General features: G+C 67.8%; 13 protein-coding genes. 9 read left to right on the top strand and 4 right to left on the bottom strand.

The annotated features are described in order from the left end of the window. The first annotated feature begins 14 nt into the window (after positions 1-14). The 7 genes from PGN27_RS17035 (at position 15) to PGN27_RS17005 (ending at position 6,062) form a co-directional block, all read left to right on the top strand. Positions 15-638, top strand: coding sequence for a TIGR03085 family metal-binding protein (locus PGN27_RS17035; protein WP_335327177.1), 624 nt, complete (start codon positions 15-17; stop codon positions 636-638). A gap of 37 nt (positions 639-675) precedes the next feature. Continuing rightward, positions 676-1,311, top strand: a complete 636-nt coding sequence (locus PGN27_RS17030) for a TetR/AcrR family transcriptional regulator (protein WP_335327176.1) — start codon at positions 676-678, stop codon at positions 1,309-1,311. Between the two features lie 104 nt (positions 1,312-1,415). Next, positions 1,416-2,201, top strand: a complete 786-nt coding sequence (locus PGN27_RS17025) for a creatininase family protein (protein ID WP_335327175.1) — start codon at positions 1,416-1,418, stop codon at positions 2,199-2,201. Continuing rightward, positions 2,198-3,073, top strand: coding sequence for an MBL fold metallo-hydrolase (locus tag PGN27_RS17020; protein ID WP_335327174.1), 876 nt, complete (start codon positions 2,198-2,200; stop codon positions 3,071-3,073). The genes PGN27_RS17025 and PGN27_RS17020 overlap by 4 nt, the downstream gene beginning before the upstream one ends. Before the next feature lie 157 nt (positions 3,074-3,230). Continuing rightward, positions 3,231-4,625, top strand: a complete 1,395-nt coding sequence (locus PGN27_RS17015; protein WP_335327173.1) for an amidase — start codon at positions 3,231-3,233, stop codon at positions 4,623-4,625. A gap of 56 nt (positions 4,626-4,681) precedes the next feature. Then, a complete protein-coding gene (locus tag PGN27_RS17010; protein WP_335327172.1) occupies positions 4,682-5,620 on the top strand; it encodes an LLM class F420-dependent oxidoreductase in 939 nt (312 codons plus the stop codon). A 22-nt stretch (positions 5,621-5,642) separates the two neighbouring features. Further along, a complete protein-coding gene (locus PGN27_RS17005) occupies positions 5,643-6,062 on the top strand; it encodes a hypothetical protein (protein WP_335327171.1) in 420 nt (139 codons plus the stop codon). Here the strand turns inward: PGN27_RS17005 and PGN27_RS17000 are convergent. The 4 genes from PGN27_RS17000 to PGN27_RS16985 form a co-directional block, all read right to left on the bottom strand. Continuing rightward, entirely contained in the window at positions 6,059-7,570 is a 1,512-nt protein-coding gene (locus PGN27_RS17000; protein WP_335327170.1) for a dynamin family protein, read from the bottom strand. The two genes, PGN27_RS17005 and PGN27_RS17000, sit on opposite strands and share 4 nt — an antisense overlap. 20 nt (positions 7,571-7,590) lie before the next feature. Beyond that, on the bottom strand, positions 7,591-9,420 hold the full coding sequence (locus tag PGN27_RS16995; protein WP_335327169.1) for a dynamin family protein: 1,830 nt from the start codon (positions 9,418-9,420) through the stop codon (positions 7,591-7,593). 87 nt (positions 9,421-9,507) lie between these two features. After that, a complete protein-coding gene (locus PGN27_RS16990) occupies positions 9,508-10,479 on the bottom strand; it encodes an IniB N-terminal domain-containing protein (protein ID WP_335327168.1) in 972 nt (323 codons plus the stop codon). 247 nt (positions 10,480-10,726) lie between these two features. Next, a complete protein-coding gene (locus PGN27_RS16985; RefSeq protein ID WP_335327167.1) occupies positions 10,727-11,209 on the bottom strand; it encodes an Rv0340 family IniB-related protein in 483 nt (160 codons plus the stop codon). A 220-nt stretch (positions 11,210-11,429) separates the two neighbouring features. Between PGN27_RS16985 and PGN27_RS16980 the strand changes: the two genes are divergently transcribed. Both PGN27_RS16980 and iniR read left to right on the top strand, forming a co-directional pair. Beyond that, positions 11,430-13,220: an Hsp70 family protein gene (locus PGN27_RS16980; RefSeq protein ID WP_335327166.1), complete on the top strand. Its 1,791-nt coding sequence runs from the start codon at positions 11,430-11,432 to the stop codon at positions 13,218-13,220. Between the two features lie 7 nt (positions 13,221-13,227). Further along, complete coding sequence (gene iniR, locus PGN27_RS16975; RefSeq protein ID WP_335327165.1) at positions 13,228-15,699, top strand: isoniazid response ATPase/transcriptional regulator IniR; 2,472 nt, start codon at positions 13,228-13,230, stop codon at positions 15,697-15,699. Positions 15,700-15,783 lie beyond the last annotated feature (84 nt).

Raw genomic sequence — 15,783 nt, 5'->3', positions numbered from 1 at the left:
AACGGCCGACCGCTATGAGCATTGCCCGCAGAGAACGGGCCGCACTGGTGGACACCATGCGTGCCGCCGGCCCCGATGCGCCGACCCTGTGCGAGGGCTGGACCACCCGCGATCTTGCCGCCCATCTGGTGGTTCGGGAACGCCGCCTCGATGCCGCACCGGGAATCCTGATCCCACAGTTGGCCGATTACACCGCCCGGGTCCAGGGCCAGGTGACCGCCTCCACCGATTGGCACGACCTACTCGGTCAGGTTGCCGACGGGCCGCCGCTGTATTCGCCGTTCAAACTTCTCGATCCGCTGGTCAACGTCGCCGAGATGTTCATCCACCATGAGGATGTGCGGCGGGCGGGAAAGAACTGGGAGCCAAGGGTTCTCGATGAGTCCACAACGGCGGCACTGCGAAAGCAGGTCCGCTCGTTCGCCAAGATGACGCTGGCCAAGTCGCCGGCGAAGGTGTCCTTGGCCACCCCCGACGGAACCGTGCTGACCACCGCGGGCAAGGGCGCCCCGGTGACCGTCACCGGCGAGCCCGGCGAACTGCTGTTGTTCGCCGCCGGTCGCGAAGCCGTGCGGGTGGAGTTCACCGGGGACGCCGACATCGTCGCCGCCGTGAAAGCCGCCCGCCGCGGACTTTAGACCTGCACGCCCGCGCTGTACTGTACCGTCCAGCCCAATGGTCACGTCATCTGATTCCGCCGACCGGTCGAGTCCGCAGACGCCTGCCGCCGTTCTCGACGCGGCGCAGACGCTCTTCCTCCGGCACGGATATGCCGGAGTGAACCTCGACAAGATCGCCAAACACGCCGGCGTAGCCCGCCAGACGCTCTACAACAACTTCGGCAGCAAGGAGGCACTCTTTCGTGCCATGCTGACGCGACACTGGGACAAGCTGCGCGCCCTCGACACTGACCCATCAGCGGACAGCCATCCACCCGCCGAGATTGCGCTACGCGAATTCGCCTCAGGTATCACCGATTTCATCGATTCGACCGATCAGATCGACTTCATCCGACTCGTCATCGCAGAGTCCAGGCACTCACCCTGGATCGCCGAAGAGTTCTACCGCGTGGGAAAGGCCCCACTGCTTCGCAGCCTCGTCGGCCGGCTCGATGCGCTGGTCGCCGATGGCCAATTGGCCTGCCCCTCGACCGAGCTCGCGGCGCACCAATTCTTCGGGCTCATCCAGGAGCTCTTGCTCTGGCCGCGGGTGATGAACATCGGCGAGGCAACCGCCGCCCTACCCGATGCGGCGACGGTGGTGGACGAGGCTGTGCTGACCTTCCTGGCCCGCTACCAACCGACCCCCTGAAAGAACAGAGCTCGCCTCGGATCCGCACCCCTCGTATTCGATTGGACTGTACTGTACAGTCCAACTGAACGAGGAGGCAGCTCATGCAATCGGAGTGGCATCACATGACGGCACCGCGCCTACGCGAAAAGGCCCGGGCCGGCGCCCTCGCCCTATTGCCGGTCGGCGCGATCGAACAACACGGTCCGCATCTGCCGACCGGTGTCGACACCCTGCTGGCTCACGAGGTGGCGCTGCGGATCGCGGACCTCCTCGATCCGATCCCTGGCGCGGTCGTCGCAGCGGCCGTGCCGTGGGGACTTTCCACGCACCACATGCACTTCGGCGGCACCCAGACCCTCAGCCTCGGCACCTACCGTGCCCTCCTGCGTGACATCTGCGGGTCGATTCTGCGAGCCGGCTTCCAGCGGATAGCGATCGTCAACGGCCATGGCGGCAACATCTCCGCCCTCTCGGCGATCCTCACCGAACTGGCCGACGAACTACCGGGCGCCATAGCCGTCACCACCTACGTGAACGCCACGCCCGACGAGTTCGCACGGATCCTCGACAGGCAGAGCGGAATCATGCACGCCTGCGAAGGCGAGACGTCGATGATGCTGGCCGCCCACCGAGACCTCGTCGTCACCGAACGACTGGTCGACGCTCACGGACCGGACTGCGCGCTGCTCTCCGACCCCGTGCCCGTCTCCCTGTGGCGAAGCTTCGAGGAGATCACCGCCACCGGAGTCGCCGGTGATGCCAGATCCGCGACCGCCGAGAAGGGCGAACGGATGCTCGCCGCATGTTCGCGGCGACTCGCCGAAGAGCTGGCCGATGAGCGCACCTGGACGCGCAGTCGGCACATTGTCGCCGAAGATGTGGAAGCGACCAGCGGAGGCACCCGATGACCAAGGCACAGTGGAAAATCGGTGACGCGCTGGTCACCAGGATCGACGAGACCACCCTCGAGGGTCAGGGCCGTTGGCTACTGCCCGGCGCGACACCCGATATCGTGTCGGGGCAGACCTGGCTGGACAGCTCTTCGGTTGACCAGAACGGCGATATCAGGCTAGCGGTACACAGCTTCGTCATCGACATCTCGGGCACTCGGATCGTCGTCGACACCGGGATCGGCAACGCCAAGGTCCGGGACAATCCCGCCTGGAACGACCTGAACACCGACTACTTGCAACGTCTCTGCGATGCCGGAATCGATCCCGGCACGGTCGATCTGGTTCTGACCACTCATATTCACCGCGATCACGTCGGGTGGAACACCATGCGATCGGGCTCGGCGTGGGTGCCGACGTTCGCCAACGCTGAATACCTTGTGGCGCTTGATGAATGGGAATATTGGACGACGGCGCGCCTCAGCGAGGACCAGTATCGGATGTTCGCCGATTCTGTGGACCCGGTTCGCGACGCAGGCCTGCTGCGCCTGCTGGAACACGACGAACTCGATGTCGCCGACGGTGTGCAGTTGATTCCGACGCCGGGACACACCCCCGGACATCGTTCGGTGCGCATCACCTCAGGTGGTGCATCGGCGCTCATCACCGGAGACTTCCTGCATCATCCGATCCAACTCGCCCACCCCTGCTTGGAGTGCGCCGTCGATATCGATCCGGCACTGGCCCTGCGCACTCGCGCGACCCAATTGGCGAGCCTGGTCGACACCCCTACCTTGCTGCTGGGGACCCACTTCACCTCGCCCACCGGCGGATACATCCGCAGCGGTGACACCGGATACGTCCTTTCACCGGCAGACAGTGAGGGCTGACGCATGACGACCGCCCCAATTCCGTTGTCGCGGAAAGACGTTCAAGCGCTCGCGCGCAGCGCCGGCCTACCGTTACCGCCCGACCGGCTCGACGCGGTGACCGCAGCGGTCAACGCCGTCCGGGAAGTCATTGCACCTCTTCGCGAGATCGACTTCGGTGAGTTCGTCGCAACAGATCGGGGATCCGACGATGCAGCCCTATGAGCTCGACCTGAGCGCAGCGGCAGAGGCCATCTCGACGCGCACGCTCTCGCCGATCGAACTCGTCGACTCCGTGCTCGCCCAGATCGATCGCGTGGATGCAGATGTCTCGGCCTTCGTGACAGTCACCGCCGATGACGCTCGACGCCGAGCACAGCGTGTCGAGGACGAGCTCACGGCCGGTCGGCACCGCGGCCCGCTGCACGGAATTCCCATGGCGATCAAGGATGTCATCGATATCGCGGGTGTACCGACCACCGCGAGTTCCGCGGTTCTCGCAGCCAACATACCGGCGACCGATGCCGCAGTCATCACCGAGATGTTCTCTGCCGGTGGCATTTCGGTCGGCAAGACCCACACCCACGAGTTCGCCTACGGCACCACCACCCCACAGAGTGCGAACCCTTGGTCAGACGATCGGTTCGCCGGCGGGTCGAGCGGTGGTTCGGCCATCGCGGTGAGTACCGGGATGGCGACTGCCGCCCTCGGTAGCGATACGGGAGGATCGGTCCGAATCCCCGCGGCGTTGTGCGGAATCGTGGGCCTCAAGCCCACCTTCGGGCTGATATCGCGACGCGGCATGATTCCGTTGTCGGGGTCACTGGACCACGTCGGAACCCTGACCCGAACCGCCGCGGATGCCGAACTGATGCTCCGTGCGCTGGCTCGCCACGACCCTGCCGACCCGGCGAATGGACTCACCGGTGTCCGGATCGGAATCCCGAAGAACTACTTCTTCGAACACGTCGACGTCGAGGTGGAAACTCAGGTCCGCGCGGCCATCGACGGGCTCGCCGCACTCGGGGCGACCCTGGTGGACGTCGACATTCCTGACACGCACCTGATCAAGGCCACCCAATGGGGCCTGATGGTCGCCGAAGCCGCCGGCTACCACCAGCAATCCCTTCGACAGCACCCCGAGCTGTACTCCGATGATGTCCGCACCCTGCTCGAGGCGGGTGAGTTGATGCTCGCGACGGACTACCTGAGCGCCCAACGGGCGCAGGCTTCGATGCGGCAGTCATGGGCCGCGCTGCTCACGGAGGTGGACCTGGTGGCGGCGCCGACGGTACCCGCCCTCGCCTCGAGAAAAGACCAGGACACCATCCACTGGCCCGATGGCACCGCCGAAACGGTCACCGACGCCTACGTGCGGCTGTGCGCTCCCGCCAACCTCACCGGGTTTCCCGCCGTATCCGTACCGGTGTCGCCGGCGACGGACGACGGACTTCCCATCGGACTCCAGCTCATCGGGCGCCCGTTCGAGGACGCCGAACTCCTACGGGCCGCCGCCTGCTACGAGGACTTCCGCGGCCCCACCACACATGCCTGGACCAGATTCCCGGCCTGATCTTCAGAGCGTCATGGTCTGCGTCGTACCGATGGCCGCGGGCTAGGGTGGAAACCATGTCCAGCATCGATTTCCGGGTCTTCGTCGAACCACAGCAGGGCGCCACCTACGCCGACCAACTCGCGGTGGCCCGCACCGCCGAACAGCTGGGGTACTCGGCGTTCTTCCGGTCCGACCATTACCTGGCGATGGCCGGTGACGGGCTGCCCGGTCCCACCGACTCCTGGGTCACCCTGGCCGGTATCGCGCGGGAAACCTCCACCATCCGGCTCGGCACCATGGTCACCTCGGCCACCTTCCGCCATCCGGGTCCGCTGGCCATCTCCGTGGCGCAGGTCGATGAGATGAGCGGCGGCCGGGTCGAACTCGGCATCGGTGCAGGCTGGTTCGAGGCCGAGCATCAGGCCTACGCCATCCCATTCCCACCACTGGGTGAACGCTTCGATCGACTGACCGAGCAGTTGCAGATCCTGACCGGCCTGTGGGGCACACCGGTCGGTGAGATCTATGACTTCGCCGGCACCCACTACACGGTCAAGGACTCCCCTGCGCTACCCAAACCCGCACAGCAGCGGGTGCCGATCATCATCGGTGGCGCCGGCCCCAAGCGGACGCCGGCGTTGACCGCACGCTTTGCCGACGAGTTCAACATCCCGTTCGCCTCGCTGGAGGATCTGACGGCCCAGTTCGACCGGGTGGCCGCCGCGGTCGCCGCCGCCGGCCGCGCCCCGGAGTCACTGGTGTACTCGGCGGCGTTCGTGTTGTGTGCCGGCGCCGACGAGACCGCGCTGACGCGTCGGGCCGGGGCGATCGGGCGTGAACTGGACGAGATGCGGGGCAATTCGCCGGTCGTCGGCACCCCTGCCGAGATCGTCGACAAGCTCGGTGCCTTCACCCGGGCCGGGGTGCAGCGGGTCTACCTGCAGGTATTGGATATGTCGGATCTGGATCACCTGGAGTTCTTCGCCTCCGAGGTCATCGGGCAGCTGGACTGACACACCGCTACGATCGGTGGCCGTGACGGGCGATCCCAAATGGCATGAGCGAACGCCCACCCTGCTCGCCGCGAGCGTGGCGGCGCTGCTTGCCATCGGCCTTGTCGTGTGGCTCACGATGACGCTGGTCCGCCAGGTGAACACCCCGGCACCGCCCCCGGAGTACGTGACGCCGACCTTCACCGACGACAGCGGCACCTCATCGGCCACCACCACCGGCTCGACCTCGCCGACCAGCAGTTACGTGCCGCCGCAGACCAGCGACATCCTGGGACCCGAAACCAGCGAGACGACCACCACGACGACCACGACCACCCGCGAGCGGACCCGCACCGAGCGAACCCGGCAGAACGACGACGAGGACGACGAGGAAACCACCACCACCACCCGGCGCAACCGGCAGAACGAGACCAGGACGCTGTACCCGATCCCGGCTCCCTAACGGCCCAGCGCGTGGAACTCCGCGACCAGCGCCTCCGCGCTGCGCACGGCGGCCCGGCAGGCCCGCGCGGTGAACGGGTCGTTGAGCGGGTGCTCGGCCCGGCGGCGCCACCGCTGGGTGGCAGCGAACGCCGCACGCGGCCCGTCGTCGGATCCGAGGCCGCCGGCCAGCGGCCCCAACCCGAGCCTGCTGGCCGCGTCGGTGCCCGCCGCCCCGATCAGCCTGCGCAGCGAGGCCATCTCGTCATCGGTCAAGGTCGTTGGGCGCGAACGTAATTGGCTCAGCAGCCGAAGCTCCTCGAAGGCGTGCGTGTCGGCAAGCAGCGGGTCGATGTCGGCAAGGATCTGCCGGGCCGCATAGATCGGGTTGACCTGCACGAAGCGCCGCAACGACAGCAGCGCGGTGTGCGCCTTGAGCAGGTCCGAACGCTGGGCGAACTGCTGGTCGATGACATCGCGCAGCGCGATCAGGCCGCTGCGCTCCAGCAGTTCGTCGGCGAGAGCGACCGAATCGCTGATACCGGCCCGCAGGACCGCTATGGAGATCCGCAGTCCGAACATCCCGAACCGCGTCAGCAGGGCCGCTCGGGTCGCGCCGTCGACCGGCAGCGAGTCGTCCTCGCGGACGAATCGATCAGCGCTGAGCATCGCCTTGGTCAGGTCGGCTGGTTCCATTGCCGCCAACTTCTCCAGTGCGACGAACTCGCTCTGCCGCAGGGTCCGCGCGGTCAGCGCGAGCAGTCCGGAGACCGGAACCACCGCCTGGCAGATGCCGGTCTTGTCCATTTCGGCGGTGAACCGGGTCGCAACCTCGCGCGCGGACAACATGGCGTCGAGACGTCCGGCGCCGATCTCGTCGGCGCGGGAGGCAACCCCGATGACGCCCAGCGCACCGGTCTCACCGCCGGTGAGCTCACCGATCTGCTTGAGCAGCGCGATATCGGCGGCGTTGAGGGTGCGCAGCAGGAACACCACCGCGTCGACGCGCGGCACCCCGTCCTCGGGCACCAACAGGCGCAGGGTCCGCTCGGAGACATCGCGGGACAGTGAGGAGGTACCGGGCGTGTCGATGATGGTGGCGTCGATGAGTTCGGCGGCCGGCCAGGCGACGTCGAGATCCTCGATATCGCCCGCGTCCAGCCCGGCGAAGCTGAAGGTCAGGCCGCGCTGCCCGTCCTCGGTGGCCCGCGTGATCGGCACATTCGAGGTGCGGCCGTCGCGATGATTGGCGGTCACCTTGGGAGTGGGTCCGTGCCGGAACGAGGTCACGATGCGGGTGGCCTCGGTGGCGTCGGTCGGGGCGATGTCCTCCCCGACGAGGGCATTGACCAGAGTCGACTTACCTGCCTTGAGGGTGCCTGCCAGCGCGATCCGCATCGGCTGGTTGAGCCGGCGCCCGATGCGATCCAGTTCGGCATGCACATCGGGCCGGTTCCGATAGGCGGGATCGGCCCGGTAGGCGTTGACGGTACCGGCCAGGATGGCGCGGACGTGATCGCTGGTGCTCATGACCCGGACAAGCTTAGTGACTACCCGCCCACCAACTTGTCGGTGTTCTCGATCACCTGACGCAGGATGTCGAGCTGACGGCGCAGTTCCCTGATCCTGGTGTCGCGCTCGGCCTCCTGGAGTTTGGCCGAGGACAGGGCGGCCTGCAGCGACTCGTTGAGTGACCGACTGGTCTGGTCGGCGATGCTGCGGTAATGATCGCGCAGCTGACGCTGGATGGCGCGCAAGCGGTCCCGGGACTCCTTGTTCACCACGAAGGAGACATCGTCGACGAAGCGGCGCACATTGGTCTTGGCTTCATTGCGCACCCGCAGCATCCGGTTCTCCATGTCCTCCTTGTAGGCCTTGCGGCCCAACAAGAATCCCGCACCCAGTGACAGCGGGTTGAACATGCCGAGGCCGGCGAACGAGGTCAGCATGCCGAACATCAGGATGCCGCCATAGGAGCCGCGCATACCGGTGACCACCTTGTGGCCCGCTTTGATCGGTTTGGACTCAAGGCGTGCCAGCGATTTGAACTCACCGAACCCGGCGCCCATATCGCGGGCGCTGACCTGGGGTAGTTCGACGGCGTCAAGGCCGGCCTCCATGAAGAGCCTGGCCACCTCGGCGGCCAGGGCGTCGGCGCGCTGGTAGGCCCAGACGAAGTTGTCACCGACGGCCGTGGCGACGGCATCCTCCAGCTCGGCACCGACCTCGGCCCAGTGCAGGGTCGGGTCGCAGCCGTCGATGACCTTCTCGGTGTGAGCGGTGATGTGGCGGAATCGGTTTCGCAGATCGTGGTCGATATCGGCGGTCAGGTCGGCGATACCGTCGTTGAGCCTCTGCTGCCACAATGCGGTCTGTTGGAGGGCATCCTGGGCTTCCTGCTTGCGACGTTCCAGTTCGGCGGTGAGCTTCTCGCGGGTGGCCGGGTCGTCCAGCGCGGCCAGTTCGGCATCGATCGAGAGCCGCAGATGTTCTGCGGCGGCCCGTATTTCGGTGACCACATGATCGCGGATCCGGTCGGTCTCACGTGACATCACCTTCTCGGAGAGGAACGAGATGATGGCCGGGAAGTTCGACTCGGCGTTGAGTTCCTTGTCATTGAGGCTGATGGCATGCCCGCGCAGCACCGAACTTGCCGGGATCACCGGGATCTGGACGCCGGCGCGGCCCAGGTGGGTGGTGTCGACGCCGACGATATCGCGCCAGTACGGGTACAGATCGGTCTTGGTGGCGATGACGGCGGCCACCGGGCAGATCTCGACGGCCTGCCGGATGAACGTCAGCTCCGGTTCGGTGAACTCTTGGCTGGTGTCACTGACCATCAACACCGCGTCGGCATCGGGCAGCAGGCCCAGCGTCGCCGAAAGGTGCGGCTGCCCATGCCCGCCCACGCCGGGGGTGTCGATGAAGGTGAGGCCGTTCTTGAGCATCGGCGCGGGTGCGCCCACCTCCGCGCGCAGCACCTCCCGGCCCAGTGCGACCGGCAAGCGCCGCAGGTCCTTCTTGAGGTCGGCCATCTCGATGGGCGCGTATTCCAGCCCGGCCGGTCCCGCGAGGACCAGTCGAGCCGACGGTTCCTCGGCGTAGGAGACAACGGTCGCCACGACGGTGCTCTCGTCGTCACCGACGCGGGCGACCGGCAGATTGAGCAAGGAGTTCAGCAGCTGGCTCTTACCCTGCTTGAGTTGCCCGGCAATGACGACCCGGATGTGCGGATCGGCGATCTTGTCCTTGGCGACGCGCAGCCGTGCCACCAGATCAGTGCGCTCGTAGAGCTCGGCAATTCTGGTGGTGTGGTCGATGAGCTCGATGATGACCTTCGTCTTGCGAGGATCTGAGCTCGTCGGCGCGTTCGTCGTCATCCGGGTTTCCTCCTGGGCGTCAACGGTAGGCGTGCGAACTGGCGGGGACCAGAAGCGGTCCCCGCCAGTTCTCGGTGGAGGGTTCGTTCAGAACAGTCCGGCGTCGACGTTGGTCTCGACGTGGGTGTCCATGTTGGTGTGGATGCCCACCGAGTTGTCGACCGAGCTGTCGACCGAGGTGTGCTCGGAATTGTCGACCAGGGTGTGGTCGGCACTGTTGTCGAGGACACCGGAGTTGTCGACGATCGTGATGCCGCCACCGCTGCCGCCGTCACCGCCGGCGGCGCTGCCGCCGCCGAGCAGACCGCCACCGGCCACCGCGCCGCCACCGTGCCCACCGCTGGTGTCGACATCGTTGAGCACCGGGCCCTTGTTGCCGGAGATGATGTCGTCGCCGGCCATCTGCGAGTTGTCATGCACCTCGTTCTCGCTGCCCACGATGACCGGGGAGTGGTTACCGGTCTTGACGTCGACCTCGGAGTTGTCGGTGACGTTCTCGTCGCCGACCACATTGTGGTGACCGGTGATGTTGTCGTCGCCGACCACGATGTCCTTGCCGGTGACGTTCTCGTCGCCCACCACGTTGCCGTTGCCGGTGGTGACGGTGCCCGCGTTGTTGCCGTCGACCACGACGCCGCCGTCGGTGGCGGTGTTGGCGGTCTTGTTGCCGAAGGTGATGTCGCCGAAGCCCAGGTTGAAGCCGCCGACCTGAGAGTTGGCCCCCGAGCTCTGGTCCGGGCTGAGGAATTCGGCGTTGGTGCGGTTGTGGCTGGCGATATCGGTCTCCGGGGCGAAGGTGCGCTGCGGGGCGTACACCGGGGCGAACGAGTTGGCCAGGCTGTGGTGATCGGCAACCGCGCGCTGCAGGCCGAGGATGGGGTCCCCGCCCCCGAGGGCGACACCGGCCGGGGCGGCGGTGGCGGCGACGGCATGCAGCTGGGCCGCGGTGACGTTGGGCAGACCGGCATCGCGCAGCGCCTGCTCCGGGTCGGCGATGAAGGCGCCGGCCACGTCGGGGCTGCGGAACAGGTCGAGGATGTAGTCGATGATGGTGGTCATTTCGGTGCCTTTCTCGATCTTGGCTCAGGAGGCTTTGTTCCTGTCGCTGGATGGTCCGGCGAACTGAAGACAACGTTATGGACCCGCCGACGCCCCGGAAACGGGGTTGATTCCCCTCCCCCATGAACCCCGTACAGGGGTCTAGGGGACGCCCCCATTAGGGGATTAGGGGATACCTCCGGGGATCGGCATCTGCACAAGAAAAAGCCCGCCCACAGTGGCTGTGGGCGGGCTCGTCCTCTACGGATCAGTCGAAGCTGTGAAAGTCGTGATGCTCGGGATCGACGGACTGCTCGGGCACCGACCAGTCGGTGTCGATCGGTTCGAACACCGGATCGGCGACCGGCTCGTCGACGATCACCGGACTCACCGGAAGATCCTGACTTGCGAACACGTCGTCGAGGGTGGAACCGGCATCGTGGATCTCCGGCGCCGTGTCGACCACGGAGGGAATATCGAGATGGTGCAGGTCATCGACCGTTGTGGGGACCGCATCGTCGATCCCGAAGGCGTCGAACGCCGCGGTCGCCGCACCCGTGGCCCAGACGTTGGCGTCCGCGGCGGGAGCCACGGTCTCGCTGACCACCGGAATCAGCTGGTTCACATCGGCGATCGTGACGTCGGTCAGCCCGGCATCGGCGATCGCCTGGGTGGGGTCGGCGGCGTAGCTGGCCGCGACATCGGGGTCACGCACCACCGCCATCACGAAGTCGAGCAGCGAGTTACTCATGAATCCCCGTCCCTGAAGTCCGTTACATCTGACGCTCGTGCACCGATGTTATCCACGACGGCGGTCCACGAGATCGGTGTTGAACCCACCCGCCGACATCGCCCATTAGGGGATCGCCCATTAGGGGTTTCGACACGTTAGGGGGATTACCGCTTCGGCGGGATCCCAGCCGATAAGGTGTGGCAGGACTGATGAGCAAAGACAAGGGAGGGGCCGCTCCATGAGCGACTCGCTGGGATTGTCCGTCGGGGCGACCAATTTGGTGGCGGCCCGCGCGGGTCGGGCGCCGGTCACCCGACGGTCCGTGCTGACCGTGTTCACCGACCGGGCCCCCGAGGTGGGCGTCCCGAGCGAAAACCCGAACCTGAGCGGCCAGGGCCTGGTGCTCGGCGGGTTCGTCGACCGGGTCGGCGACCCGGTTCCGCTGGTCGCTTCCGACGGCTCCTCGCACCGGGGCGAACAGGTGCTCGCCGAGGCACTCGACGCGATGGCCCACACGGTCGGCGGCGGCAATCCGATCACCATCGCGGTCCCTGCCCACTGGTCCGGCAATGTGGTGGCCGCTCTGCAGGGGGCGTTGCGCAGCAAGCCGGGCCTGGCCAATGCCGCACTGGTGCCGGATTCCATTGCCGCACTTGCCGGTCTGCGCACCTCCGGCAATCTGCCGTCCTCCGGCGTTGTCGCCCTCGTAGATCTCGGTGGCAGCGGCACCAGCGTGACGCTGGCCGACGCCGGCGCCCAGCTCGCCCCGATCGGCGCGACGCTGCGCTACCCGGAGTTCTCCGGCGATCAGATCGACCAGGCACTGCTCAATCACGTCATCAACGGAATCGCCGACGCCGGCGCGGCGGACCCGGCCGGAACCGCGGCCGTGGGATCGCTGGGCCGGTTGCGCGACGAATGCCGCCGCGCCAAGGAGCGGCTGTCCGCCGAAACGGCGACCGCGATCCCGGCCGAACTGCCCGGATTCAGCTCCGAGGTCCGGGTCACCCGATCCGAGCTCGAGCAGCTCATCGAAGCCCCGCTCAACGGCCTGCTCGGCGCCATCGACGAGCTGTTGCAGCACAACAACATCGGCCCCGGTGACATCTCAGCGGTCGCGACCGTCGGTGGCGGTGCGGCCATTCCGCTTGTCACGCAGCGGCTTTCCGAACGTCTGCAGGCCCCGGTGAGCACCGCGCCGCTGGCCGCCGCCGGCGTGGCCGCGGGTGCGGCACTGGTGGCCGACCTGGCGTCGGAGGCCGGTGCGGCGACCGGGCTGGCCCCGGCGGCATCGCCGGATTCGGCACCGACCGGGATGGCGCCGACGATGGGTTGGGCCGGCGCCGCGCCCCCGGCCGAGGAGGGACCGTCGGGTGGGTTGGCCTGGTCCCAAGACGAGGACGCCCCCACCGGTGAGCCCGTGCCGTATCAGGGGCCGGATTATCAAACCGGTTACACGCCAAGCCCTACCGATGCCCGCCCGCAGCTCGAGTTCGCCACCGGTGAGGACGACTACCCCGCCGAACCGGCCCCACTGCCTTGGTACAAGCGGCCACCGCTGCTGTTCGGCGCCGCGGCCGCCGCGGCACTGCTGGCCGTCGGCGGGCTGGCGGTCACGCTGACCGGCAACAGCGGCCCCAGCGGTCCGGTCACCGAAACCGCGACCAGCTTCTCGACCGAGCCGGTGCAGACCACCCAAACGGTCACCGTCACCGGTGAGAACGGCGTCGTCACCACCTCGGAGATCCCGCCGCCACCGCCGCCCCCGTCCAGCAGCACCACGACGACGACGCCGTCCACCACGTCGTCGACGACCACCACGACCACCACCACGACAACGACGACCACCACGACGACGACCACGACCACCACGACGCCGCCCACGACGACGACTCCACCGGTGACCACCACCCAGCCGCCGGTGACCACCACGCAGCCGGTCGTCACCACCACAGCGGCCCCGGCCCCCGAACCGGCGCCCGAGCCGGCGCCCGAGCCGGTGGATCCCGTCATAGACGGCGCCGCCTAGTCCGACCGTGATCCCGGCGCTGCTGCAGGCACCGGCCGATCCGGTTCGGATGCTGGTCACCGGCGGGATCGGCACCGGTAAGACGACGTTGCTCGGCACGGTGCGCACCGCGCTGCGCAGTGCCGGGGTTCCCGTGCTGAGCCGGGTCCCGCAGGCCAGGGAAGCCGTTTCCGGCGCCGTGATCATCGACGATGCACACCTCCTCGACGACGGCCAGCTGGCCGTGTTGACCGAGCTCGCGGCCGACACCGATCGCACCGTCGTGGTGGCCTGTGAGCTGTCGACCCACCGGGATTCCCTGCGCGCCTTGAGCATTGCCTTCACCAGAGAGGGACCCCCGGTCGCGCTCGGCCCGTGGTCAGGAGCCGAGATCCACCGCATCGCGGCCGAACGGACCGGCGCCGCGCCCGACCCGGGGTTCGTCGCGGCGGTGCAGGCCGCGACCGCCGGTCTGCCGTTCCTGGTGAGCGCGGCGGTGTCCGCCCCGCACCGCGCGCCGGCCGATTCGGCCCGTTTCGCGTTGCTGGAACGGCTACGCCAGCTGCCACAACCGGTCCTGGACACCCTGCTGCTGTGCTCGCTGACGTCCGGCCTGGGGGCCGATGACATCGCCGCGGCGCTGGGCCTGGACATCGATCCGGCCCGGCAGTTGGTCGACGAGGCGCACGCCGGCGGTCTGCTCGCCGCCGGCAGGCACCGTGGTTTCGTCAGCACCGTGCATCGCGCGGCCGCCGAGATCGTCGGCGCCGCTCGCCATCACGACCTCGAACTGTCATTGCTGCGCACCCAGGTCCAGCTGTCCACGCTGACAGTCGATCTGGCTCTCGCCATGGCCGAGCACGGGCTGCGAGATCCGCAATTGGCTGCGGCGCTGGCGGACCTGGCCGCAGTCCACCGCAACCAATCGGCGCAGGCGGCCCGGTTGTACCGCGCGGCCGCCGACGCCGGCTCGACCGAGCTCAGTGCCGAACTCGCCGACGCGCTCGCGCTCACCGGGGACTGCGCGGCCGCGGCGCGGTTGGCCGACGAACTGCTCTCCGCGACCGATCCGGTCCAGCGCGCCGCCGCGGTCCGGGTCGCGGCCAGCGTCGCCGTCCACGATGGTGGCGCCGCACAGGCTGCCGATGTGTTCGCCTGGCTGGGCCCATATCCCGACGCCGTCGTCGGATCGGCGGCGGCGGTGGTGGCGATCGGTTCCGGCGATATCTCGGCGGCGCGTGCCGCTGTGGAGATACCGGACGCCGGACCGCCGACCTCGACCGCGCGGGCATCGCGCCGGCTCGCCGAGGGCCTACTCGAGTCGCTGACGGCGCCGTATCCGACCGCGATCGCCACGTTGAGCCAAGCTGTCACGGCCGACAACCCGATATCGGTCGTCATCCCGGACAGCCCGTCCGCGCTGGTCACCCTCGCCGCGTTGCACGGTGGCGACGCCGTGCGTGCCCGCAGCGTCATCGGCAGGGCGACGCGCGCACATCCCGAACCCTTCACCGCCCATCGGCATCGACTGATCTGGGGTTGGTCCCGGATGCTCGACGGCCGGTTGGCCGGGGCGGCCGCCGAGGTCGCCGCGACCGACGGTGCGACATTGCATCGCCGCGACGCGCTGTGGGCGGCGGCATTGCGCACCGCGATCGCGCGCCGCAACGGTGACAGCGGCGGGGTGCAGAAGCACTGGTATGCGGCCATGGAGGTGCTCTCGGAGTACTCGCTGGACCTCTACTCTCTGCTGCCGCTCGGGGAGCTGTGGGTGGCGGCGGCCCGGTTACGCCTGGTCGACCAGGTTCAGCATCACGTCGACACCGCGTTCGACCTGCTGGATCGCCTCGGCAAACCGGTGCTGTGGTCGGTGCCGTTGCACTGGGCGGGCGTGCATGCCGGCATCCTGTCCAACTCCCCCGACGCCGTGGCACCACACGGGCACGCGCTGACGACGGCGGCGCCGCGCAGCACGTTCGCCCGTGCGCTCGCGTCGGCGGGCCGTACCTGGCTTCGGGTGTTGGCCAATCAGGTCGATGTCGATGAGGTCACCGCGGCCGCCAACGGCCTGGCGCAGTTCGGACTCACCTGGGATGCGACGCGGCTGGCGAGTCAGGCGGCACTACAGACCCCGGATCCACGGATCTCGGGGCTGATGCTGCAACTGGCCCGTGATCTCAAGATCACCATGGCCGACCCGGACGAATCCGACGGTGATCTTGCCCACAGACCCGACGGCCCAGTGCCAGGCACCGATCCGGCCGCGTCACCCGATTCCGCGCCGGCCCGCCCGACGGCGTCGTCGACGCTGTCCGACCGCGAGCGCGAGGTGGCCGAACTCCTTCTGCTCGGTATGCCCTACCGCGATATCGGCAGCCAGTTGTTCATCTCGGCCAAGACCGTCGAGCATCACGTCGCCCGCATCCGTCGCCGGCTTGGTGCGGAGTCCCGTTCGGAGATGCTGTCGATGCTGCGCGCGCTGCTCGGAACGCCCGCCTGAGCGATCGAGCCGGACGGCTCTCAAGATAGCCAACCAACTAGTTAGGACAGCCTTGCTAGCGGCGCCAACTTTGGTGATGTAACT

This window comes from Mycolicibacterium neoaurum, from assembly GCF_036946495.1.
Taxonomy (GTDB): Bacteria; Actinomycetota; Actinomycetes; order Mycobacteriales; family Mycobacteriaceae; genus Mycobacterium; species Mycobacterium neoaurum_B.
This window is presented reverse-complemented; position numbering and strand designations above follow the sequence as displayed.

Bases quoted from the DNA above. Each gene is read 5' to 3' on its own strand.
- PGN27_RS17035 (WP_335327177.1), top strand. From the start codon at position 15: ATGAGCATTGCCCGCAGAGAACGGGCCGCACTGGTGGACACCATGCGT.
- PGN27_RS17030 (WP_335327176.1), top strand. From the start codon at position 676: ATGGTCACGTCATCTGATTCCGCCGACCGGTCGAGTCCGCAGACGCCT.
- PGN27_RS17025 (WP_335327175.1), top strand. From the start codon at position 1,416: ATGACGGCACCGCGCCTACGCGAAAAGGCCCGGGCCGGCGCCCTCGCC.
- PGN27_RS17020 (WP_335327174.1), top strand. From the start codon at position 2,198: ATGACCAAGGCACAGTGGAAAATCGGTGACGCGCTGGTCACCAGGATC.
- PGN27_RS17010 (WP_335327172.1), top strand. From the start codon at position 4,682: ATGTCCAGCATCGATTTCCGGGTCTTCGTCGAACCACAGCAGGGCGCC.
- PGN27_RS17000 (WP_335327170.1), bottom strand. From the start codon at position 7,570: ATGAGCACCAGCGATCACGTCCGCGCCATCCTGGCCGGTACCGTCAAC.
- PGN27_RS16995 (WP_335327169.1), bottom strand. From the start codon at position 9,420: ATGACGACGAACGCGCCGACGAGCTCAGATCCTCGCAAGACGAAGGTC.
- PGN27_RS16990 (WP_335327168.1), bottom strand. From the start codon at position 10,479: ATGACCACCATCATCGACTACATCCTCGACCTGTTCCGCAGCCCCGAC.
- PGN27_RS16985 (WP_335327167.1), bottom strand. From the start codon at position 11,209: ATGAGTAACTCGCTGCTCGACTTCGTGATGGCGGTGGTGCGTGACCCC.
- PGN27_RS16980 (WP_335327166.1), top strand. From the start codon at position 11,430: ATGAGCGACTCGCTGGGATTGTCCGTCGGGGCGACCAATTTGGTGGCG.